The sequence below is a fragment of the Dawidia cretensis genome, from assembly GCF_018598175.1.
Classification (GTDB): domain Bacteria; phylum Bacteroidota; class Bacteroidia; order Cytophagales; family Cyclobacteriaceae; genus Ohtaekwangia; species Ohtaekwangia cretensis.
This window is the reverse complement of the sequence record NZ_JAHESE010000038.1, coordinates 15,183-38,519: the sequence shown is the minus strand read 5'-3', so window position 1 is coordinate 38,519 and position 23,337 is coordinate 15,183. Positions and strand designations below refer to the sequence as shown.

The following is a 23,337-nucleotide window of genomic DNA, read 5'->3' as shown; positions in this document are numbered from 1 at the left end:
CAATCGTTTTAAATGCGATTTTGTGACGGAAAATTTCTAATATTATCCTCGAATAGACGAATAACCTTGACGGCAACCCCCATGCGCGTATTCAAAGTATATTCTGATGATAAACTGGTAGAGCTTATGCGGCAGCAGGATATGGCCGCGTTTGATGAGATCTATTATCGATATTGGAAGAGGTTGTACGCCATGGCGTATAACCGCGTGCATTCGAAGATGGTGGCCGAAGAGCTGGTGCAAGAGATCTTTATCAGCGTGTGGGTGAACCGGACTACCCTGCAGGTACAAAATCTATCCGGGTATTTGTTTACGGCGACGAAGTATAAAGTCATATCGTATTACGAGCGCCAGCTTACGCGAAAGACTTACCTGGAGAAACAAATCGCTATTACACAAGATCGCGACGATACAACGGAGCACACAGTGCTTCTCAATGATTTACACGATGCCTTAGATCGCGAAGTGAGCAAGCTGCCAGCGCGTTGCCAGGAGGTGTTTCGATTGAGCCGCGAGGAGAACCTCTCCATCAAGCAGGTAGCTGCACAGATGGGGGTTTCGGAAAAGACCGTAGAGAACCAATTGCTAAAAGCGTTGAAGGTCTTGCGGACATCTCTCAGACATTATACGTTGTCGGTTATTGTACTCTTTTTCTTGCCGTAGGCAAATTCGGGCTTGGCGCTTTTCTGAATGTTTATCTCAGCATGGTGTGCTAAGACACGGTACACGGCATTCCATATTTCAGATATTTTAAAAAAAGTGCCCTGGGGCGTAGGGGAAAACGTTTGTTGACGGGACTTACTTGCTAAACCGATATAGTGGATGAATAGCAAGGATGTCACCCCCGAGCTTTTGCAGCGGTATCTGCAGCACGAATGCACACCGGAAGAAGAAGTGTGTGTGAATGCCTGGTATGCGGCACTGAATGACCGGGAGGTTCAGGAGCTGCCGCTCACACCTGCACAACAGGATATTTTGGAGCGCAGCATGTTGCGGCGGATTAAGCAGACGCTGGGCGAACAAGAGCCCATACCGTTTATGCTACCGCAACGCACGCAGTCCTATTCTCTATTTTATCGCGTTGCGGCGTCTATCGCGATCCTTGCGCTGGCCATAGGTGCTTACTGGTTAACAGAACGCGTGGCGCTCAATCCCGGGCAGGGGCAAGTGAGCAATGCCGCGGAAACACGGTATGTGGTTAACACCTCCAAAACGATTCTGCGTCAATCCTTGCCCGATGGATCGGTGGTGTGGCTTCAGCCGGGTAGCGAGATAAATTATCCCGCGGCTTTCTCCACGACCGGGCGTACACTCCAATTAAAGGGAGAGGCATTCTTCTCCATTGCACGTGATCCTTCCAAACCTTTTTTCATCACTTCCGGAAATGTAGTCACGCGGGTGCTAGGCACGAGTTTTAATATAAGAGCATACGATAATGCTCCCTCGATCGAAGTATCTGTAATGACCGGAAAGGTATCGGTAAACATTCAGGACTCTATAAATACAACCCCTGTCGATGCCTCGTCAGTATCACTTGTCGCGCAACAACGTGCCCGCTACGTAAAAGCGCAACACCGGCTGGAGAAACAAGAAGGGCAGGACTTGCCGGAGCTTGATATCTGGAAGTCTACAACGTTCATCTTTGACAACGAACCGTTGCGTAACGTGCTTCCCCTCTTGAATGAGAAATTTAGTGTCCGCATCGAGGCCGAGAACAAGGCCCTGATGAACTGCCTCCTACGGGCGGATTTAAGCAACCTGAACTTGCCTGACATTCTCGAGATGTTAAGCTTGTCGGTTGACGCAACCTATGAACTTGAGGGCAATACCATTCGCTTACGCGGACAGGGATGCTCACTATTACCCAACCCCTAAATCACCACTACATGCAAAGAAAACGACAAACCTAACGACCCAACAATCGCAACAAGGAAGAAGAGAACAAGGCGATGTGAATGCGTCGCGCTTGCATTAAGCAACCCCAAAAAACAAGGAATCAAAATGAAACAGTTTCTACAAACAAATGCCTGCCTGGGCAAGGTGATCCACATCACATGCAGGCAGATCGCTGTCATGTTGATGCTGACAGTAATTTCTTTTGCCGCGAATAGTAAAGACGAAAATCCGTTGGAGCGAGATGTTACCGTTAGTTTTGAAAATATTAAGCTTGCGAGGGCACTTGACGAAATTGAAAGAAGTGCAGATGTTAAGTTCATCTACAGCAAAAATTTCATCTCGCTCAAAGAAGAAGTGACGATCAGTGCACAACAGGAAAAACTCTCGAGTGTATTGAACCGCTTACTCACACCATTCCAAATTCAGTATGGTGTCGTGAAAGACCGCATCGTGTTGAACAAACGTAAAGACACGGCGTCTACGTCGTTGACAAACCTGGGTACGCTCAACGCCAACCTTTTTCAACAACCCGAAGATCTGGGTGAAATGCAGGCGACCATCACGGGTACTGTGTTCGACAGTGACGCCCAAGGCCTACCAGGTGTAAACGTGTTGGTGAAAGGTACTTCTAACGGTACCACGACCGATGCTAACGGTAAGTTTTCATTAGCCGCAGATCCCACGACAGCCGTTCTCGTGTTTTCGTTCATTGGCTATACCACGCAGGAAGTCACCGTCGGTGGCCGTAGTGTCGTCGATGTTACGCTGGCAGCGGATACCAAGACACTGAATGAAGTTGTTGTGGTTGGGTACGGTACCCAGCGAAAATCAGACGTGACCGGCTCCGTGGGCGTGGTAAAAGGAAGCGACCTGCTGACGGCACCCGTGAACAACGCCCTTCAGGGCCTCAAAGGTAAAGTAGCAGGTGTGAATGTATTCCTCAACTCAGGATCACCTACTGCGAGCCCCCGCGTAATCATCCGCGGTGTGGGAACGATCAATGCCAACTCGGGCCCGTTATTCGTGGTGGACGGTGTGGTCATGGAAGATATCAAATACCTGAACCCCAACGATATCGAAAGTATGGAAGTACTGAAAGATGCTTCTTCTACTGCTATCTACGGTTCCCGAGGTGCCAACGGTGTTATCCTGGTATCGACCCGGCGTGGCGCGGCGACAGAAGGTATGATTATCGGGTACGATGGCTTCGTCAGCGCCGGTCACATGCGCAAGGAGATGGACCTGCTCAACGCCAGGGAGTGGCTGGATGTAGTACAGACCGGTATTGAAAACTCTCCGAAGTATAATCCAAGCGCGTCACCGGTTTTCACAGCGGATGATCCCCGTTTGTTCGATGCCAACGGCAACCCGCTCTACGACACAGACTGGCAGAAAGAGTCTACCCGTACTGCGATATCGTACAACCACCAGCTGTCCATACAACAGAAAAGCGAAAAATCGTCTATGGGTGCGTTCCTGAACTACTCGCGCATGGAAGGCATCATGCTTAACAGCTGGATGAACCGCATCAGTGGCAAAATCGCCTATGACGCCAATCCCACGAAGTGGCTTACGATTGGAGTGAACCTGTTGGCGAACGTAATAAAAGAAAATGAAGTAGAAGAGACCGGAGGCCACCAGATGCCGCGCCGTACGATGATTGAGATGCCCCCGATCTTCCCGGTAAAGTTCCCCGATGGTACCTGGGCGGCCAGCAACATGGTGACAGACTCTTACAGCCTCGAGGCGATGGCCAACCCCGTGCACGTGCTGGAGACACAAGATCGCCTGCGCAAAAGAACGCAGTTGTTTGGCAACGTATACATGACGTTTCACCTGCTGCCGGGCCTCGACCTGCGCACGCAATTTGGCTTCGACCAAAACGAACGCGACTTCCAGGAATATTCACCGACCGACCTGGTAAACATCTCGTCGCCCAACGGCCGCGCCCGCGTAGAATCACAACGCATAAACTACTGGCAGGAAGAGACCTACCTGTCCTATAACAAAGAGTTGGGCACCGACCACCGCATCAATGGGGTGCTCGGCTTGAGCTGGCAGGAACGCATGTATGACCGGAATTTTGTGGAAGTAGAAGGATTTGCTGATAACTTCTTCCGGTATAATCGTCTGCAAGCCGGTAGCATCCCGAAAGCACCCGAGTCAGAATATGAAAAATGGGCAATGAACTCCTACTTTCTCCGGGGTGGTTATACGTACCGCGATAAGTATATGCTGACGTTGACGGGACGTGTCGATGGATCTTCTCGATTCGGAAAGAACAATAAATATGCCTTTTTCCCTTCGGCCGGTTTGGGCTGGATGGTGTCCAGCGAACCCTTTATGCAGGATATCACAAACCTGTCGGAGTTTAAAGTGCGCACTAGCTTTGGATATACCGGCAACACTGAAATTGGTTTCTACCGGTCATTGTCTACCGTCGAGTCGGGTAACACGCTGATCAACGGAACACGTGGTACAGAAGCTCATTTAAGAGGTATCGCAAATCCTGATCTGAAGTGGGAAAAGACACGTCAGTTCGACGTCGGGTTCAACATGGGCTGGTTCAACAACCGCCTGTCGTTCGAGTTTGACTACTACCACAGGCTGACCACCGACCTGCTGCTGGATAGACCAGTGCCGTATTCGTCCGGCTTCAAGACCGTAACAGCAAATATTGGCTCGGTGTCGAACCGCGGTATAGAAGGTATGATCACATCGGTGAATGCGGAGACGAATGACTTCCGTTGGACCACCTCCCTTAACTTCAATCGAAACGAAAATAAAATTGAAAAGCTTGGCGAGAATGACGAGGACATTTTTCCTGGCCCGAACTGGGTATCGGGTAGCCAAACCATCTTGCGCGTAGGGGAGTCATTAAGCTCCTTCTGGGGGTACGAGCGCCTGGGAACCTGGAGTACTGACGAAGCCGAAGAGGCCGCAGAACGCGGCTATAAACCAGGAGAAGCGAAACGCTCTACTGAAAAGAAGATCATCGGCAAAGGCTTGCCTGACTGGACCGGAAGCTTTATCAACACCTTCCGGTATAAAAACTGGGATTTGACCGTCGATCTGCAATTTGTATACGGCGTAGACATTCTCCAGCAATTCTTCCACTCGACCGAAGACCGTTCGGGTATTGCCAACGGCTTACGGACGATTCTGACCGACAGCTGGACGCCCGAGCGCCAGAACACGATGGTGCAGGAGATCCGTCACCAGGGCCGTGGTGGCCAGAACAGCGAGGTCGATAGCCACTGGGTAGCCGACGGCTCCTACCTGCGCGGCAATTTGTTCTCGCTGGGGTATACCCTCAACAGCGACATGCTGGAGCGTCTTAAGCTGCGCAACCTGCGTGTTTATGCCAACGTACAAAACGCCTTTGTGATCGACTCGAAAGACTTTAAAGGGTATGATCCGGAAGCGACCTCGTGGACAGGAACGGATGCACAGTGGGGCCAAAACATTTTCTTCTTCCAGTATCCGAAGCCTACCACCTATACGCTTGGTGTAAACCTGCAGTTCTGATCACTTTAACTTGAACAGATTATGAAAAAAATACAATTAATCATACTCCTGGCTGGGCTAAGCGCCTTTTCTTGTTCAGACTTTCTGGAGGAGGAACCAAAAGACGAAATGGCGAGCGATCAGTTCTTTTCTGACCGCGACCATGCCTTTAACGCCGTAAATACACTCTACCGAAACGGTGCACCGCAGATGTTTGACGGTTCGGCGTACGCAGGTACACCCTCCATTTTCTTTCAGGACATGTCGGGCTTCTTTGATAACCAATACAAAGGACAGGAAGTGCACGCCAGCCACGCGCAGCAACTAACACTCAATGGCACAAACATTTCCGGATACCTGGACGACCGGTGGGCCGAGCTGTATAACGGTGTTGCACGGGCTAACTTTGCAATTAAGAATATTGCAACGACCCCGGGCCTTACCGAAGCGGAGATCGGTCAGCTGGAGGGCGAAGCAAGATTTTTCCGTGCGTATGCTTACTATTTCCTGGTGAGATTGTTTGGCGAGGTACCGCTTATTACCGAGCCGGTGGTATCGCTGGCAGATGAAGTTTATGTGGGCAGAGCTCCCATCGCGACGGTATACGACCAGATTGTTACAGATCTGCTGTGGGCCGTAGACGAGAGCGATATGGCTGCTGTAACCATGGCCACCAATAGCGGCCGCGTGACGAAAGGCGCTGCGGCCACGTTGCTGGCGGAAGTATACCTCACCATGAGCGGCTACCCGCTGGAGGACGATCATTATGCCGACGCTGCCGCGATGGCGCGACGCGTGATCAACGGCGAGTTTGGCAGCTATAGCCTGGCTCCGCACCAAATGAACGGCGGCAACGTAGACCTGCCGAATAGCGCGTACAATCAGATCCGCCGCGCAGACAAAACTGCAAACGAATATATCTTCTACCGCGAGTATGACGCGGCGATCACCGCAAGCGACTATCCGCGCTGGACAGTTCCTGCCTTTGAAGGCTTCGAAGATAAGGTCGTGAAATACTCGGTGGTGAACGGAGCATATCAGCCGGAGGAGGAGTTTCTAGCGATGTATGATCCGGAGGAAGATTTGAGAATACAGGAGAAACAATATTTTCATACTTCCATGATCGGCGCGGACGGTAACACGGTCACTTTTCGGGAGACGCCTTATATCTGGTATGACGAGGCAGCGCTCTTTCAAACCGGTAACTCTGGTAAAGACGTTGCCATTTATACCTACTCCGACGTGCTGCTGATTGCCGCCGAGGCCATCGCACAATCGGAAGGCGTAACAGAAGAGGCCGCCGATTACTTAACGCAGGTACGGGCAAGAGCATACTGGAAGCAGGATCCCGCCGATATCGCAACCGACCTCTCAGGTCTGGCGACGCAGGAGTTTGTGGAGGAGGTGTGGACCGAACGTAACCGCGAGCTTGTATTCGAGTTCAAAACCTGGTTCGATATTCTCCGCACGCAGCGTTATCCGCAAGCAAACGAAGCAAATCCTGGGGAAGTGACCTATGTCAACGTCGTCGGCGCTACCAACCCCTGGGGTAAGACCTATACGTCGACATATCTGTTACTGCCGCTGTCCAATAATGAAAGACAACGCAATCCGGCACTGGGCGATAACAATCCCGGCTACAATTAACAAGCATGATAAAAGGTATACCGCGGCCGACGCGCTGCGGTATATTTTTGAATAAATAAAAAAGGAGCATCAAAAATGCTCCTTTTTTTATTTAGACGCCCGTTAGGGTTGACCACCGCCTCCCGCCGCGCCATATATCTGCCCGTTCGCATAGCTGGCACTCGGGTCTGCCAGTTGCACGTAGATCGACGCCAGCTCCACGGGCTGCCCGGGGCGGCCGAGCGGTGTTTCTCCCCCAAACTTTTCCAGTTTTTCCTGGGTCGCACCACCACTCACCTGCAGGGGTGTCCAGATTGGACCGGGCGCCACGCCGTTAACGCGAATGCCCTTCGGCCCCAGCTGTTTGGCCAGCGACCTAACATAATTGGTCGTAGCGGCTTTCGTTTGCGCATAGTCATAGAGTTCAGCCGACGGATCGGATGCCTGTACAGATGTTGTCCCGATGATTACGGCACCCGGCTTCAGGTGAGGGAGGGCCGCCTTAATAATCCAGAACGGCGCGTATATATTGGTTTTCATGGTAGCGTCGAAATCCTCCGAGCTAATGTCCAGAATAGAGGCTTTCGTTTGCTGACGCGCAGCATTGTTTACCAGAATGTCAAGGCCACCCAGGCCCTTCACCGCCTCATCTACCAGTCGCTTGCAGAAGCTCTCGTCGCGAAGGTCGCCGGGAATGGCCATTGCCTTTCTCCCCTCGGCTTTGATCAGCTCGATCACTTCTTTTGCATCAGGCTCTTCGGTGGGGTAGTAGTTGATAGCGACGTCGGCACCCTCGCGCGCATAGGCAATGGCCGCCGCGCGACCCATGCCCGAGTCGCCACCGGTGATAAGTGCCTTCATTCCCTTTAACCGGCCGGAGCCCTTATAGCTTTTCTCACCATGATCTGGTCGTGGATCCATTTTGGATGCCAGGCCAGGCCACGGTTGTGACTGATGTTTGAAAGGTGGCTTCGGATACTTCGTTAGCGGATCGTCAATGCTTACCGGCGTCTGCGCGGGTGCCGATGTGGTAGCCGATGTAACAGTGGGTACAGCGAGCGTCGCCAGCCCCACACCCAGGCTGCCGATGGCCTTTCTGCGCCCGGTGCTGTAGGTCTCGTTCTTGTTCATGTTGGTTCTTTAGGGGGTATCAGCGAAAAAATCCTGCCACCCGTGTGCCGATGACGCACACTCCCTGTTGGCGTCAAATGGCGAAATAAATGGACAGGTGGACCGGAGGCGAAGCAACGGACATACCGGGGAGCGATGCCATAAAAAAAGCTTGCAGATCTTTGTCTGCAAGCTTTGTGTGGTGCGCCGCAATGTGTTAAAAGCGCAGCTTAGAAGCTGTACGCTACGCTAAAGCGTGCGTTTCTCGGAGCTTCCACCTGATAGCCGTAAACGGGGGACGCCATTCCATCAGCGCGCGTTACCCAATCTTCATACGAGCCGCTGTACAGGTAGGCATCCAGCACGTTGAATACGTTTACTGTGAATTTAATGCGGTCTTTCTCCCAAAATAGACCGGCATCCAGCTTGAAGTAATCTTCGAGGCTTTTACTCGGATCAGGCGTCGCTGTATAATAGGTGGCGCGGTCCATGAGGAAAGTATAGCCGGCGGATGCGCCGAAGCCTTTCAGCGCACCGTTTTGCACTTTGTAGGTCAACCATGTATTAAAGGTTTGTTTAGCAAAGCCGGGAACGATGTCACCTTCTTCGGTAAAGCCATCGGTACCCTCTGTGACCTTCGAATTCATGTATGAGTAGTTGAAGATAGCGTTCAAGCCCGGCATGATAGAACCGCGCAGGTCGAATTCGATACCCTGGGCACGTTTCTGACCGATGGCAATCATATCATTTCGGTCCTCCGTCTGTGTATTGGAGGTTAACTCGTCGTTTTTCAAAATGCTGAATGCCGATAATGTCGTAGACCAGCCACCGTTCCAGTTTTTCTTAAAACCGATCTCCCGATTGTCACCTGTGATAGGCTTTACATCTGCGCCGGCAGCACCTAACGGGTTTTGCGGAACGAATGCCTGATCATATAAGGCATAACCGGAAAGTGTTGGCGTGAGGGTTACGCTTACGCCAACACGTGGTGTGAGATGCTCGGCCGTCTCAGGCTCGCCGTTGTAGGAAACGATCGCGAGATCCGTGTAGCGCAGGGCCAGTGTAAGCCTGATCTTGTTGTCCAGGAAGCCCAGCTCGTCTTGCAGGTAGGCACTGGTGTAATGTGTGTCGTAAATACCGCCGGTTTGCTGTGCGCGCTCGACCAGCGGCGTTTCGCGGTCAAATTGCGGGTAGCCATTCCGAGGCACACCCAGGTCCGGATTGTACGGATCGAATGGATGGGTCAATGAGTCCAGGTCATGTCCCTGGCTCCAATCGGCCATATACGCTTTGCGGCCGATGTCGATGCCACCCAACACACGGTGCCGGATTTTGCCGGTGGTAGCTTCGCCGTTTATAAAGATTTGCCCGAGCGACATCTTGCTGCTGGCATCCCAAATGCCCACCGTACGGATATAGGTGCCGTCGTCATTAAAAATCGTGGGCCACATAGAGGAGCCTTCCATGTTATAGATAAACCGGGCTACCTGTGCAGTGACCTTCCAGTTGTCGCTCAGCTCGTGCTGCATGTTCAGGTATACCGCGTGATCGTTAATGACAGTACCGGGGAGGCCTGCCGGTAACGAGGTAACGTCGCGGCCAAATTCCGCAAACTCGTTCTTGGCGAAAAGATAGAACGAGCCCACGTCGCTCATGTTGGCGCGCTGGTAATCGTACTCGAGTGTAAACTTTGTCTTCTCGTCCACCTGGTAAGAAATTACCGGCGCCACTACATAGCGGTCGTTGTATTCGTTGGGGCGGAAAGAGTTTTTGTTTTGTGCGGCCAGGTTGAGGCGGTACAGCAGTTTGCCGCTGGACTCGAGCTTGCCGTCCAGGTCCAGCGTTGTGCGGAACAAGCCCCAGCTGCCCATCGTCACGGTAGCTTCGCCTTTGGTTTGGCCCGTAGGCTTCTTCGTCACGACGTTGAAAAGACCTGCCGGGTCGCCGCTCGCCAGCATAAAGCCCGCGGGGCCTTTCACAAATTCAACGTGATCGACAAACGCCATATCTTCCGTCAGCGGGCCCCAGTACGAGTTTACGATATTGAAACCGTTGCGGAACGCCTGCAATTGCGATCCGCGGGCGCTGAGGTTGGCATACATGTCACCCCAGTGTTCGGCGCGCGTCACACCGCTCACGTTGCGGATCAACCCATCGCTCATGCTGATGATCTGCTGGTCTTTTAATACTTCACCGGTCACCACCTGTATATTCTGTGGTGTCTCGAGCAGGGAAGAACTCAGACGCAGCGACGAAGAGGTACGGTCGGCTTTGTACGAATCGCGCGTGCCAGAAATTACTACTTCCTGCAGCTCTGACGAGTTCTCCTTCAGGACAAGATCTATCTCCTTGGTTTGACCTGCGGTGATTTCAATCACCCGCTGTTGGGTCTCCAGACCAATAAAGGAGACTACCAGGGTATAAGATCCCGGGGCGAGGTTGCCGATTTTGAAGCGGCCGCGGGCATCTGCCACCGTGCCCTTAGAGGTGCCTTCGAGTGTCACGTTTACAAACTCTGCCGGTGACCCGTCAGAGGTTTTCACCGTGCCACTCACGGAGCCAGTGGTCTGTGCAAAGAGCACCGAGCCACTCAGCAACATCAAAAGAGTAAGCGCTGAAATTTTCATAGTAAATAATTATAAATAGTGTATAGAGGTTGGTTTCTCGCCGCAATTATGCAACTCCTGTATAGGAATCACAATACCTATTTAGAATTATTCTATACAATACCCTGTATAGGGTACTCTTCTACGTTGTAGAGGGGAGGAGAAGTGTGGTTAGGGTTACTCCATTTTTAACCCTTCCACCGAGCTTGATCGAAGCACCTGTCTGATCTGAGTGGCAATGACCAACAATACAATACTGAGTAAGATGAACAAGGCAATGCCGGTCCCGGAATAGTCCATGGGCATCGGGTAGGCAAAAAGCATTGCCAGGTAGGCCCGCGCGAAGAAATAGCTCAGGGGTGCGCCAATCAGTAACGATACCGTGATTAATGCAACATATTGGCGCAGCAACCCCGTCGTTATATTCTTAACGCCAGCGCCCAGTATTTTGCGAATGCTGAATTCTTTGATCCGTCCCGATACATTGAGTGTCACCAGGCCATACAACCCGAGACTTGCCAGTAATACAGCGATGGAAGCAATAACCTTGTTAAACGTCTCGGACCGATTCACACTGTGAAAGTACGTTCCCCAGGTATCGGCCTGATGGCCACCTTGAAACGGAATCTCTGGATATAGCTTTGCCCATTGCTGTAGCAACGCCTGATACGTTCTCTCTTCTGCGCCGTGCTCGACACGCAACGACAGGTAACGATAGTCATTGCGGGCTGCCAACGTAAAGACTGCGGGTTGGATCGGATTAAAGAAATTCCGATGGTGAAAGTCTTGTACCACGCCGATGATCTCGTAGGGTATACCGTCCATTTCAAACTGTTGGCCCAGCGGATGCGTCAGCTTCAGCTGGTGCACCAGCAATTCGTTTACGACTAATGCGCGGCGGTCATTTTCAGAATCTTCCTGAAAGCCACGTCCCGCGACTAACCGCAGTCCCATGGTTTCAAAATAGTGCGCGTCGACAGCCAGTCGCCCCGCCTCGTATTGTTGATGCGAAGGTTGACGTAACAATACCGAGGAGAATGTCTTTCCGAGGTGGTCTGTCGATCCCGCCGATCGGATGACACCGGGCTGCTGTTTCATGGCAGCCAGTAAACGATCATACGCGGGAGCATCGGGAACATTCGCATAGACCACGTGCTTCTGATCGTATCCCCAGCTTCTATTGTTTTGAAAGTGATTGTTCTGCGTGAAGACAACGCCCGCGGTAATGGTAATACAGGCCAGTACGAGCTGGACACAAAGAAATACACGCGTAAATGGATTGTGCTTTCCAAATTGCAGCGAGCCGCGAAATATTTTAACAGCATCGAAGTTAGAGATGTAGAGTGCCGGGTAGAGCCCGGAGACAATCGCCGTAAACAACAGTAAGGCTGCCAGGAATACCCAAAGGTTTCCGTGCAATAATGGAAGCTCGAGCGGCCATCCGGAAAATTGTACGAACCACGGCAAGAAAACGAAGTAACAAAGGATAATTCCAATGCCGGCGGCGAAGGAGGTGACCACGACATTTTCAGAGAGGAATTGCATCATCACTTTCCGCCGGTTGGCGCCGATCACCTTTCGAACGCCGATTTCTTTCAGCCGCCTGGAGGCCGATACAATAGCAATGTTGATATAGTTGAAGCAGGCCAGTACGATCATAAAAATGGCGATGATCGGCATGCCCATTCTACCCTCGACGTTATAGTCATGCACGATGGCGTCCCGAAGACTTGAGGCCCGTTCGTGGAGCGTCGTGAGCGGCTCAAAGGAAAACGCCGCCAGCGGCCGCTCAGGTTGAGCTTCGTTCTGTAGTGTTTGGTATTGTTTCATTTGCTGCTCGATCGCCCGGAGTCCGGCCGGATCGTCCACCTGAATGAAGGTGGCGGGTAAGAGCGCGCGCCAGTCGTCGGTATTATAGGCGGGGTCTGCTACTTTGATGTTGTCGAAATGAACCAGGAAGTCAAAACTTATATCGTGCGACTTCGGAAAAGGTGCCGCTACACCCGATACCTTAAAAACTTTTTTTGTCGTATCGTTGAAGATCACCAGCACATCAAGCCCCAGGGGATTCGTGTCTCCAAAATATTTGACCGACATATCCTCACTTAGAATGATGCTGGTCATGTCAGATAACGTGTGAGGAGTACCCCATTTGAGGGGGAACGTAAACATGTCGAGAAATGAAGGGTCGACATACCGTACCTGCTCGTGAAATACATTGTCTTCATGCTTTATCACAACTTGGGCTTCTTCGATGCGGCAGACGTTTTTGATCTGCGCAAAGTCCTGTCGAAGTCTGTCACCCAATGGCCGGGGCGTAAGGCCATACTGCTGCCGCTCGCCGTCGTGCTCAGTCGAAAAAGTGGTAAGGTATAGCGCGTGTTTATTGACGTGGAACTGGTCGATGCTCCGGTCGTAGAGCAAGAAGGCATACACAATCAGGCAAATACCAATGGCAACCGACAATCCAAAGACATTGATGAAGGAGGTCAGTGGATTTCGCATCAAGCCCCGCAGCGAAGTTTTGAAGTAGTTTCTGTACATGGGGTAGGGGGATAAAGTGAATGAACGTCCGAGCTTCTTTAACAGCACGGGCCGTAGAAGCTTGATCACTTCCACGGTATATATTTTTCTCGCCTTGTTAATGGGCCATCGGGCAATATTGTCATAAAAGAGCTCCTCCATGTCACCTTCAATTTCTTCGAGGTACTCCTTCTTGATAAAGAAACGAAGTATGGCAAGGGGCCACTGCGGCGGGCGGATTTCATGAAACGTACTCATATGGTCTTCAGGCTACCGGCCAGTTTAGGAATTGACTTCCAAAGGTCCGCACGAATGGCTTTTAATTCGGCCAGGGTGCGGTGCGCGTAGGGTGTTATTTCATAAATGCGTTTTCGTTTTCCCCCGCGTTGTGGGGTAGCATCGCCAAACTCGGACTTCAGAAATCCCTTCTCTTCCAGGCGTTTTAAAGCCGATTGTATAGATCCCATGCTGAGGTCTTCGCGCAGGCGTTCCTCCAGCTCCTGCTTGATCCTTAAACCGTAGGCGTCCTCCTGCAGGGCGGCAACCGTTAACAATACAAGCTCTTCAAATTCACCGAGTTTGGTCTTTTTCATGGGATATTGTACGTGATTGAAGTAAATATAATGTATTATACGTAATTGCAGTAAATATGGATGATATTAATCGTAATTGCAGTAAATATCGCCTATCCTGACAGACAGGATAGAAAAAAGGGCACTCCAAAAGTCGAGGTGCCCAGGTCACGCGCGTTCCATGCTAAGGGGCCAATGCCTACGGGCATAGTGTACCTTCTGACGGCTCTTAGAGCGTTCTTATTTGGTTTCCCACGGTCGTATATAATGGCAGCGGAATACTTTGTTGGTTGATCTCCAGAACAAAATCAATCGTGTACAAATCCAGCGTCACGGGCATGTTGGGGGCTTGTAGGGTCGCCTTCATAGCGGTAACGTATGTAAAGCCTGTAGACGGACCCGAGATCCACGCGACGGTAATAGCAATCTCGCCGTTAGTGTTCGGATGCACGTCAGTGAATGTGACGAGGCGATCGAGATTGTCGTAGACATTAACCTGCTTTGTCTCGCTGCCTACTGTCAGAGACTGTACGTTATTCGTGTCGTTGGCCGAGCACATGATTTCCAGATCCACCCGGAATGCCGGGTTGATGTTGGTCAGGTATATGACCATGGGCGGGTTGCCTGCGCGGTAAATGTTGTACCGCATCACCGGGGCGGGATAGGCTGCAGACCCGGGGTAACCTGGTCCGTTGTCGGTGCGCGGCTGCTGGATATTGGTAAACCGCATACCCATGCTGGTGTTTACGCCGTCAGTCCTGGTCAGATCGTTGACCGTTTCTGACGTGGTGGCGTTTACCTTGTTCCATGTCGGCACGTCGGTATCGAGCGGTCCGGTGAGGTTTATATTTACTGTTCCCTCGGTTATTCCACCCAGGCGTACTACGGGCTCCAGCTTCGTAAAGTCAAATGTTTGCAGGTCCAGCGAAACCGCGTTGCTCTGGTTGAGCTTCTGAAGAATGAGCGCATTCACGAATGCAAATGCAACGGCCGGCAACGCTTTTATTTTGACCGTAACGGTTCCGTCTGGCTTTGGCTGGAGGCCCGGTAGGTCGGCCGTAGTGCCGTTATTCGCGTACGTCACAGGGTTGTTTGCGGCCACAGATGCTGAACGGTTGCCAACCACATAGCCGCTGTACCACGGAGCAGCATCCGGAGAAGTAGCATACGACGCAAGAAATTTAAAAGTATACAGAAACGCCGGGTCCAAACCGGAGAAGCGTAACTCGGCACGGTTGGTGGCGTCGGCGAGCCAACTGGTGCGAATAACATCTACCGGGAAGACCGGGCCGCCGCTGCCGCCATTGGACCGCACGCTGGCAAATGCCCCGGTAATCTTTACACCGATGCTACTGTTTACGCCAGCGGTATCCAGCATGTTATTAAACTCCTGGCCGGCCGTCGGCACGTTGCCTGCCGGCAGCAACGTATTCCATCCGGCAACCGGGCCCGGCCGGTCCGTGTTGGCAAAGTTTATCCGCACAGTCTGGATAACCTCGCCGGCGTAAATCTCCTGCCGCAGGCTCACAACATTCGAAAAGGTGGTGTAACTCAAGTCGGAGCGTTGTGCACGTACGCGGTAGTAATATCGCTGGCCATCCTGCCGGTTAAATTGAATGTCGTTTGTGGTTATATTATCCAGGTATAGGGAGAAGTCGGTCGTTGGACTGGTGCTTCGCTGCACCTGGTATTTTACATAGTGTTTGTTTATGAAGTAAGCCTGCATGGTTGCGACCACGGCATCTCGTATGAGGGCATGCCCGGCATTGTTAACGTGTATCGCATCTGCGCCGGGGCGGTATTGTGGCTTTATAACAGCCGGAAGTTGTGCCGTGTGTGGCTCGGCCAGCGGCGCGAATACCTCTACCGCAAAGTTCTCAAACCTATTCCGGATGAGTTGCGCCGCGTCGTACAGCATCTGTTGCAGGGTGCTGTTGTATTCTGTTCGCGGTTGCGTAGTGGTGACAAAGCAGTATATATTTCGTTCCCGGCAAACATCGGAAATACGCTGCAGATTGGAGAGGAATTGCGCGTTGGTGTTAAACGACGGGTCGTTTGACGGCAGCGACACGATAATGATCGTGGGATGGAGTGCGAGCGCTGCCTCTATATTCAGGTTCCAATCACTGGCGGCGTTCTCTCCGTCTGGCATGAATGCGCCACTCCACTTGCCGTTCTCAGCCATTTCAATGAATATGCCGCCGGCGGAGTTGTTGTTCACCCATGTCGTGAGTAATCCGGGAAGGCCATTCGCGTAGCTGCTGGCGCCGGCTGCAGTCATCGTGGAAGAGCCCAGGCCAACAATACGTGGCGTGCCCGTGAGGATGTTGACAGGATAGTCAATGCTCAGCCCTACTTTACCGTTGCCCGGATCGTAGGCGGCGATGTGGATCTCTGCAACGGCGATATCCGGCTCCAGCGTCACGAAGTCAATCGTGTACAGATCGATTGGTATGGTCATACTATAATCCAATTAAACCCTTTGCATTTAATTGCAGTACGAAGTCTGCATCGGTTCTGGATTGCGGCGCGCCCTTGTCAATGATGGCAACAATGGGCGACGTCTCGGGCGTGCCGGTGTCCTTGTAGATCACGAACATTTGAGCCGTCATGGTGCCGGTGATGGTCCAGCTGGGGTCGTTGAAGTTCCAGTAGATGCGCAGGTCCGTATTATTCCGATCGATGGATTGGCCCGAGAGGGGAGCGCCACCGGCGGTATATCCCGTTGCTGTGATTTCAAACGACGACACAGAAGGTATAAAGTCTTGCGTGGCAGCGTTTGGTGTGAATTGGCTGCACGCCATTATTTTAAAGGTGTCAACCTGAAGATTGATACTTCCACTCATGAGAAGCTCTTTGGTTTTTTGAGTTATGGTTATCATGGTTTTAATTGGTTAGAATGAGCACAATAACATTACACACCTCCTTCATCAGAAGAGGATAAAATAAATCCACTACGAGCAATCGACAAAAACCGTCAGGTAAAGTCGAATGAACGCATAACGCAAGATTTCCTTGCGGTAGTCGTAAACTATATATGTGTATCTGATAAAAGAGACCCTGGGCAGAAATTACGCTATAACGCTTCGGAAAAAACCGAACTACAATCACTTACCATCTATCTGCTTTCAGGTATATTCAAATCTACATAAAAGACACTTACATACAACGAGATCGATGAAATTATTTTACCTGAGTTCAATAAAAGAGGCTGTCTCACGGAGACAGCCTCTTTGTATATGTAAGGTTTGGGGAAATGCTAATGCTTCACCACTTTGATTTTCTGCTTTCCACCGCCGACGATGATGGTATATACCCCCGCAGGACGCTGCGTCAGGTCTACCTCCTGGCCGTGACCCGACACGATCACGTTGCCAACGGCATTGACCACCGTCCACGCCACCGTAGCCGAAAGGGTATAACGGCCGGTAGAAGGGTTTGGGAATGCCCGTACCGTCGACTCGTTACCCAACACGACGAGCGATGTTACATGGGCGTCACTGTTACCGGTGCTCACGCTATTGACGCGCAGGCGGTCAACATTCGGGCCGCTGGAGCCACGGGCTACCAATCGGATGGTATTGTTACCGGCCTGCAGCGTAGCCGGCACGTTAACAGACGACCAGGTCGACCACGCACCCGTGGCCGGGAAGTTAGAAGCACCCAACGATGTGTTGTTCACCACTACATCCAGCGGGCGGTTGCCACCGAGCAGCGCATAGTCGAACGACAACGTCACAGCGGCAGCCGCTGGTGCAGTGACGTTCCATTCAATATAGTCACCGCTGGCGTTTACGTAATCTACAAAGCCAGCGCCCGTATAACCCGCCTGGTTGGCGGTCACCACCGCGCCACTCACCGTCGCGTCTTCTGCTTGCAGCGTCAGGCTGATGGGTGTACCTGGTACTTCCGGCTCTGGTTCCGGCTCCGGATCATGACTGCCCGTAACCGGCGTAAAGTCGATATAGTCAAAATTGATGTCGGCACCTTCAAACACCACGCGCAGCTCGGAGATGTTCTCATGCAAATGGAGGTCGGTGACGCTCACAGTCTGCCAGTTCTGGAAACCACCGGTGTTCGGCACCGTGATCGGGCCGGTAATGTTCACACCGTTTTGCTCCAGGTGCAGCACCTTGTTGTCATAGGGCGTCGCTACGCGGAAGGCGATGGTATATTCGGCGTGCACGGTAACGTTTACAGTATACTCCAGCCACTCGCCGGCTTCGACCCAGCCAATGTTGAAGTTGCTACCCGCGGCTCCCTGAATATCGACGCCGTCACTGCGGAATGCGCCACCGGCATTACCGGTACTTAGGTCGTGGTAAGCGATGCCTTCGCCGTCCTGATCATACGCCTCGGCCTCAACACGCCCCGGAATAATTGCAGGCGATCCGCCAAAAGGCGTCTGTACGCTCGTGCAGCTGGTGGCCTGTATCGTCGCAGTCTTCGTGTTGTTGCCGGCAGCATTGGTTACAACCAGTTGTATCGTGCGCGGCCCGGCAGCGGACGTAGTGGCATAGGTAACGGTATGCGGACCAACACCGGTAGCCGTGGCCGGCGTTGCGCCGACGCCAAAGTTCCAGGCATAGCCCGTAATCTGTCCAAGCGAAACAGACGTATAAGTCACAGAACCACCGAGGCAAACGGTTTGTGTGCTGGCCTCGAAGTCGGCGATCGGCGCCGTGTTCGCGTCACCATCGTACGTAAAGTCGAGGTAGTTGAAATTGATGTCGTTGGCCTCAAAGTGCACACGGATGATATGCGCCCCCGCAGTCAGAGGAATGTTGGAGACAGACGCCGTCTGCCAGGTCTGGAAACCACCCGTGTTTGGGATGTTCATCGTGCCCGTAACATTCACGCCATCTACTTCCAGGTGAAGCTTGCGGGCGTCGTTGGGCGATGCAATGCGGAAGCCGATGGTATAGTTACCGGCCTGGTTTACATTCGTAGTATACTCCAGCCATTCGCCGGCTACTACCCAGCCGATGTTATTGCCACCTTCAGATGAGCCTTCCGTGCCCACGCCGTCGCCGGCGCGGAAGCCACCGTCGCCGCCCATGTTGATATCAAAATATGCACCCGTGCCCTCGTCATAATGCTCCGCTTCGATACGGCCCGGAATCTGGCCAACCACACCCAGGTACGGGCGTTGGCTTACGTCGGTAGCCGTGTAGTGCGCGGTATAGGTAACGTCCTGGCCGGGCGCGCGGAAGAGCTGGTTGGCAGCGCCGCCGTGGTTCCAGTGGTCAAAGTCGTAACGCGTATTGCCGATGAACTGCTGCGTCGGCGCATTCAATACCTGCAGGTCTGCATTGACAACAACGCGTTGTACACGTGGAGCCGTTCCCGGTTTCTGGTTGAGCTCGATCGAGAGCCCCGCCGGTACCGTCGTAGCCGTCACCGTGATCAGGTTCGGATGAACATCGACATACGCCGTGTCCGTCAGGCCGTCACTGTCCGTCACCGTTACCAGGAAGCGATACCACACATTCGGTGTCTTCTCGCCCTGGTTGCCGGCAATAAAGTTACCCGACCGTACGCCCTGCGGACTGGCGCCGGGGTGGGAGTGTCCTGCACCCGGTACATCTTCGTGGAACAGATCGATGCTCCAGGAGAACGCACTCGCCGGCAGCACGCCGTCTTCTACGTCGGTGGCGGTAGCCGCAAAGGAAATATTGTCGTCTGCATCCCACGTCAGCGACGCGATGGGAGCGGCGATCTGCACCGTCGGACGATTGTTAAATTCACGCACGGTCAGTACACCGTTGTTACTGGTGATCGTGCCGATGCTGTTCAGGATTACACAGCGATAATTACCCGCCTGTTGCATCGTTACTGCCGGAATCGTGTACGTGCGGCCGTTGGCACCCGGTATATTGACCTGATTATACTGCCATTGATACGTAAACGGTTCCTGACCGGAAACGTCTACACCAAACGTCACCGGGCTTCCTTCCACGATTGTCTGCGACACCGGGTGGTTGATCACCTGCGGTGCCTGGCCTTCGCCATACTTCAACCGGATGAGATTGCCGTTGGTGCCATAATCGCAATAATAGATATATCCATCGTTGCCCAGCATCATACCCAGCGCTGAACGATGCGGCGAGGTATAGAAGATGGTAGAGGCGGGATTGCTCTGCGTCGGGTCAAACACCCGCATCTCATTTCGCACATAGTCTTTGATGATGAATTTGTTCGTCAGCTCACCCGGGTATCGTGATACGGTGGGATTATATAACAAACCGTTGGTCAGTGCATTGCCGATGGAACCGGTGGCATACGTAAAGATGGGATTTACAAACAGATTCGTTTCTGTTTGCACGCCGTCGCCGCCCTGCGGGTGGCCCCAGCCATAGTTATACAGCGGTGCGGGGTTGGTAATGTCGTTGATCTCCTCCCACGACGTGCCCACATCCAACACAAACAGTTTATTGGCCCGGGCGTTGGGCACCAGCCGGAACGGATTCCGGAAACCATAAGCCCAGATGCTCTGGCGTTGCACCGTGCCGCTGCCAAAGAACGGGTTGCCAGGCGCCGGCTGACCGGCATCCGTGACACGCAAGATCTTGCCGCGGTAGTTCGTCAGGTCCTGCGAGTTAGCATTGTTCTGGCTGTCACCCGTCGTAATGAACAGGAACCCGTTAAAGAACTGCAGGTCGCCACCGTTGTGAAAGCCACCCTGGATCGGGTCCAGCGTCAGAATTTGCTGGCGTCCCACTTCCTGGTTGTTGCTGTTGATCTGCACACGCTCGATGATGTGGTTAAACTTGTCGGCACGCGTATAAAATATATAGATATAGCCATTGCTCGCAAAGTTCGGGTGCAGGGTTAGGCCGAGAAGCCCTTGCTCGCTGTCCGTCGTCGTGGTAACCGTAAACACAGTAGACACGGTGCCGTTCTGGTATACTTTCACAACGCCGGCGCGTTCGGCGATAAAGATCCGGCCGTCAGATGCTTGCGCCAGCGAAAGTCCCTCGCGGATAACGGTGCTGGGTGTTAAATCTTCCACGACATACTGGGCGTGGAGTCGTGTACTGGCGAGTAGCAGGCAGCATGCCGCCAGCCAAAGAAAGCGACGCCGGAAACACACGGCCGCCGCTCGTCTAACATGTTGATAGAAAATTTCCATAGGGTTGTCGATTTATTTATAATAGGAGAGAACTATAAGCGCTGATCCAAATCCCGGCGTAATCATACTTGAATAATGCACACCCCACGCCGGGGTTTCAGCGGTAAATTGACACTATAGAGCGCCACACACCACGACTGAATCGACTAACGCTTGGGCTGACCGCCCAGTGGAATAAAACCAATGCCGACCGTTTGGTCGAAAAGAGAGAGAAAGAAAGTCACCTGACTGTTATGACCAGCACAACAAAGCTTTCGTAAAATCCGGTAAGTTCACGCCGCAGCCTTATTAAAGTATTTGCTAAAATGCTATCGTTTGCGCTCCAGCGGCAGGATTATGAATGGTAAGGCTTACGCCGTGAAATCAAAACACAACATCAGGAGTACATGTACCCCTATATAACCGAAGTATGGTATATGTTTTACAGGCCAACCTCCTTCCGGCGCAGAAGGGTATAGGTAAACGAATTACCCCATTCGGCTATCGCCAACTTACAGAGCTTGATAAACTCATTATACTCTGCCGACCGGGCAAACACCTGGCAGCCCGCTGACCATTTGTTTACAAATGTTGATTCACCGTTGGCCGTGGCGCGGTGAATATTAATACCAAAGATGCCGGTTTGTTCTTTGCCGGAAGCAAAATCAAGCAGCTTGTCGCGGTTAAAGTCGCGGATAACGGTGAGGGGTTTAGCTTGCACCAGGGCCTCATATTTGCCTTTGTGTTTTCCCAGGCGGTGCGAGCTTCGGTATTGGCCCTCTTTCAGGATTGCCGTGCCGTGTTTATTTTCAGGATCTGTCAGGTAAGTCAGGCCCGGATCGGTGGTGATCTTATACCGTTTTAGCAGCCAACGATTCTCCCACTTCCAGAATGCCATCAGCTCGTCGTCAAAGGCATTGGGTGTGCTGTTTTCAGATCGAAGCCCGACCAGGTTCAAGTCGTAGTTCTTTTTGCCGCTTCGGAAGACCGTATACCCCAGGCGATCCATTGTTTCGATCACGGCTTTTACTTCGCGGGGCACAACCTCCGGTGTATCTGAAACCGTAAGGGGGCGTGGCACATCGGCTCGTCCCGTAATCGTTTTATTTGCGCTCTTTACCTCGCCCACATTAAACAGGCCGAGTCGCAACGCAGCCTCCTGAACAGTCTCGCCCGGCGCGACCAAAAAGGAATCAACGGCGCTTGACAAGTCCACCGCGCCTGGCCAATTGGCAGTAATATTGGATAACTTCATGACAGGGCATTTTGTTGTGTTGTAACCTCCAGTTTGCCGTCTACCGAGCGGCGTACTTCCACGACCACGGCGATGCGCTCAGGGTCGTCGGCCGCGCACACTTCATACCACTGCGGGCCGACGCCGTCTATAACTTTTCGGCCACGCAGTACATTCCACGACAGCTTTACCCGCTGCCAAAACGGTAAGCCTGGCAGTGGCTTGATATAGAACGACAGGCTCACGTGCTCGAGGAAAAGGTAGCGCTGTTCGGCCATGCCTTCCGTGGCGCCGGCCGCCCGGCCACCCGGGTCGCTTCCCAGGAAGTGTCGCCAGGCCGCCAGCTGCATGTCGTGCATGCTCATGTCTGCCCGAACCACTTCTTGAAGAAAGGTGGCAGCAAATCCTTTAGGGACCGGCGATGCAGACCGACGACGTTTACTGAATTCCATACTTTATCGAACCATTTAAAATCACGCACGGTCAGCCATGGCGGCCATTTTGATCTTTGCTCTGCCGCGATGACCGCATCTACTTTGGGAGCTCGATGTTTTCAACAAGCGCGTCCAGGATTTTCTGCAACCCGGCAGGCAATTGCGATTCGCTGACGTTCACCTTTACTTCCAGCGTACCACCGCGGTTGCTGGTGGTTTCGCGTGTACGGCTGTGTTCGACAGAGCCTACCAGCGATGCATTGAAAAAACCCTTGAGAATGCCGGTGGTGCCAATATCCAGTTTGGCCTGCTGCGCATTGGTATTTACTTCTTTACTGATCTGTGAGATGTTATAGTTGAAACTCACGCTCATCGAGTCGAAGTTCAGGCTGGGTACTTTTACCAGGGTGATCAGCGGCACCGAAATTTCACGCTCGGCTTGAACAGATTTGCCATTCGAGTCAACCTCATTGACCTTCATCTTAAACTGCAGGTTGTCTACCCCGCCGGGGCCATTTCCATCCGCCGGTTTATTCAGCAGCTTGGTAATAAACGCCAGCGTGGTTTCCGCCGCCTGGCGGTGTGCATTGATGGTGGTAAGGAGGGGGGTGGCAATAATAAAGTCCAGGGGAATTTTCTGAAACTCCGCGGGGCTAACGTTGATATCTCCATCGGCCATAGTATAGGGGGTTAAATGTTGATTAACTATTTTGATTAG

14 protein-coding genes are annotated in these 23,337 nt (G+C 52.5%); 4 read left to right on the top strand and 10 right to left on the bottom strand.

The window, feature by feature from the left end; translation table 11 throughout:
- Positions 1 to 81 precede the first annotated feature (81 nt).
- From KK062_RS25675 to KK062_RS25660, 4 genes are all read left to right on the top strand, one after another.
- Positions 82 to 663, top strand: coding sequence for an RNA polymerase sigma factor (locus KK062_RS25675; RefSeq protein WP_254087240.1), 582 nt, complete (start codon positions 82 to 84; stop codon positions 661 to 663).
- A 159-nt stretch (positions 664 to 822) separates the two neighbouring features.
- Positions 823 to 1,875, top strand: a complete 1,053-nt coding sequence (locus KK062_RS25670; RefSeq protein ID WP_254087239.1) for a FecR family protein — start codon at positions 823 to 825, stop codon at positions 1,873 to 1,875.
- 126 nt (positions 1,876 to 2,001) lie between these two features.
- The gene (locus KK062_RS25665; protein WP_254087238.1) at positions 2,002 to 5,424 is read left to right on the top strand and encodes a SusC/RagA family TonB-linked outer membrane protein; all 3,423 of its coding nucleotides are present in this window, start codon (positions 2,002 to 2,004) and stop codon (positions 5,422 to 5,424) included.
- Positions 5,425 to 5,445: 21 nt separating this feature from the next.
- The gene (locus KK062_RS25660) at positions 5,446 to 7,050 is read left to right on the top strand and encodes a RagB/SusD family nutrient uptake outer membrane protein (RefSeq protein WP_254087237.1); all 1,605 of its coding nucleotides are present in this window, start codon (positions 5,446 to 5,448) and stop codon (positions 7,048 to 7,050) included.
- A 102-nt stretch (positions 7,051 to 7,152) separates the two neighbouring features.
- Here the strand turns inward: KK062_RS25660 and KK062_RS25655 are convergent, their stop codons facing one another.
- The 10 genes from KK062_RS25655 to KK062_RS25610 form a co-directional block, all read right to left on the bottom strand.
- Positions 7,153 to 8,160 (bottom strand): SDR family oxidoreductase, encoded by a 1,008-nt coding sequence (locus tag KK062_RS25655; RefSeq protein ID WP_254087236.1) that lies wholly within the window; start codon positions 8,158 to 8,160, stop codon positions 7,153 to 7,155.
- Positions 8,161 to 8,369: 209 nt separating this feature from the next.
- The gene (locus KK062_RS25650) at positions 8,370 to 10,766 is read right to left on the bottom strand and encodes a TonB-dependent receptor (RefSeq protein ID WP_254087235.1); all 2,397 of its coding nucleotides are present in this window, start codon (positions 10,764 to 10,766) and stop codon (positions 8,370 to 8,372) included.
- Positions 10,767 to 10,922: 156 nt separating this feature from the next.
- Positions 10,923 to 13,526: an ABC transporter permease gene (locus KK062_RS25645; protein WP_254087234.1), complete on the bottom strand. Its 2,604-nt coding sequence runs from the start codon at positions 13,524 to 13,526 to the stop codon at positions 10,923 to 10,925.
- Complete coding sequence (locus KK062_RS25640; RefSeq protein WP_254087233.1) at positions 13,523 to 13,861, bottom strand: PadR family transcriptional regulator; 339 nt, start codon at positions 13,859 to 13,861, stop codon at positions 13,523 to 13,525. Before KK062_RS25640 ends, KK062_RS25645 begins: the two co-directional genes overlap by 4 nt.
- 208 nt (positions 13,862 to 14,069) lie before the next feature.
- Positions 14,070 to 16,301, bottom strand: a complete 2,232-nt coding sequence (locus tag KK062_RS25635) for an SGNH/GDSL hydrolase family protein (RefSeq protein WP_254087232.1) — start codon at positions 16,299 to 16,301, stop codon at positions 14,070 to 14,072.
- A gap of 1 nt (position 16,302) precedes the next feature.
- Complete coding sequence (locus KK062_RS25630; RefSeq protein ID WP_254087231.1) at positions 16,303 to 16,722, bottom strand: hypothetical protein; 420 nt, start codon at positions 16,720 to 16,722, stop codon at positions 16,303 to 16,305.
- Between the two features lie 377 nt (positions 16,723 to 17,099).
- On the bottom strand, positions 17,100 to 20,972 hold the full coding sequence (locus KK062_RS25625; protein WP_254087230.1) for a carbohydrate-binding protein: 3,873 nt from the start codon (positions 20,970 to 20,972) through the stop codon (positions 17,100 to 17,102).
- A 421-nt stretch (positions 20,973 to 21,393) separates the two neighbouring features.
- On the bottom strand, positions 21,394 to 22,206 hold the full coding sequence (locus tag KK062_RS25620; protein WP_254087229.1) for a hypothetical protein: 813 nt from the start codon (positions 22,204 to 22,206) through the stop codon (positions 21,394 to 21,396).
- On the bottom strand, positions 22,203 to 22,637 hold the full coding sequence (locus KK062_RS25615; protein WP_254087228.1) for a hypothetical protein: 435 nt from the start codon (positions 22,635 to 22,637) through the stop codon (positions 22,203 to 22,205). Before KK062_RS25615 ends, KK062_RS25620 begins: the two co-directional genes overlap by 4 nt.
- Positions 22,638 to 22,716: 79 nt before the next feature.
- Positions 22,717 to 23,298, bottom strand: a complete 582-nt coding sequence (locus KK062_RS25610; RefSeq protein WP_254087227.1) for a DUF2589 domain-containing protein — start codon at positions 23,296 to 23,298, stop codon at positions 22,717 to 22,719.
- Between the last annotated feature and the right edge of the window lie 39 nt (positions 23,299 to 23,337).

What these genes read in the sequence shown, in the direction of transcription:
- KK062_RS25650 (WP_254087235.1), bottom strand. Translation starts at nt 10,766, where the DNA reads ATGAAAATTTCAGCGCTTACTCTTTTGATGTTGCTGAGTGGCTCGGTG.
- KK062_RS25645 (WP_254087234.1), bottom strand. Translation starts at nt 13,526, where the DNA reads ATGAGTACGTTTCATGAAATCCGCCCGCCGCAGTGGCCCCTTGCCATA.
- KK062_RS25630 (WP_254087231.1), bottom strand. Translation starts at nt 16,722, where the DNA reads ATGATAACCATAACTCAAAAAACCAAAGAGCTTCTCATGAGTGGAAGT.
- KK062_RS25615 (WP_254087228.1), bottom strand. Translation starts at nt 22,637, where the DNA reads ATGGAATTCAGTAAACGTCGTCGGTCTGCATCGCCGGTCCCTAAAGGA.
- KK062_RS25610 (WP_254087227.1), bottom strand. Translation starts at nt 23,298, where the DNA reads ATGGCCGATGGAGATATCAACGTTAGCCCCGCGGAGTTTCAGAAAATT.
- KK062_RS25640 (WP_254087233.1), bottom strand. Translation starts at nt 13,861, where the DNA reads ATGAAAAAGACCAAACTCGGTGAATTTGAAGAGCTTGTATTGTTAACG.
- KK062_RS25665 (WP_254087238.1), top strand. Translation starts at nt 2,002, where the DNA reads ATGAAACAGTTTCTACAAACAAATGCCTGCCTGGGCAAGGTGATCCAC.
- KK062_RS25655 (WP_254087236.1), bottom strand. Translation starts at nt 8,160, where the DNA reads ATGAACAAGAACGAGACCTACAGCACCGGGCGCAGAAAGGCCATCGGC.
- KK062_RS25675 (WP_254087240.1), top strand. Translation starts at nt 82, where the DNA reads ATGCGCGTATTCAAAGTATATTCTGATGATAAACTGGTAGAGCTTATG.
- KK062_RS25625 (WP_254087230.1), bottom strand. Translation starts at nt 20,972, where the DNA reads ATGGAAATTTTCTATCAACATGTTAGACGAGCGGCGGCCGTGTGTTTC.
- KK062_RS25620 (WP_254087229.1), bottom strand. Translation starts at nt 22,206, where the DNA reads ATGAAGTTATCCAATATTACTGCCAATTGGCCAGGCGCGGTGGACTTG.
- KK062_RS25670 (WP_254087239.1), top strand. Translation starts at nt 823, where the DNA reads ATGAATAGCAAGGATGTCACCCCCGAGCTTTTGCAGCGGTATCTGCAG.
- KK062_RS25660 (WP_254087237.1), top strand. Translation starts at nt 5,446, where the DNA reads ATGAAAAAAATACAATTAATCATACTCCTGGCTGGGCTAAGCGCCTTT.
- KK062_RS25635 (WP_254087232.1), bottom strand. Translation starts at nt 16,301, where the DNA reads ATGACCATACCAATCGATCTGTACACGATTGACTTCGTGACGCTGGAG.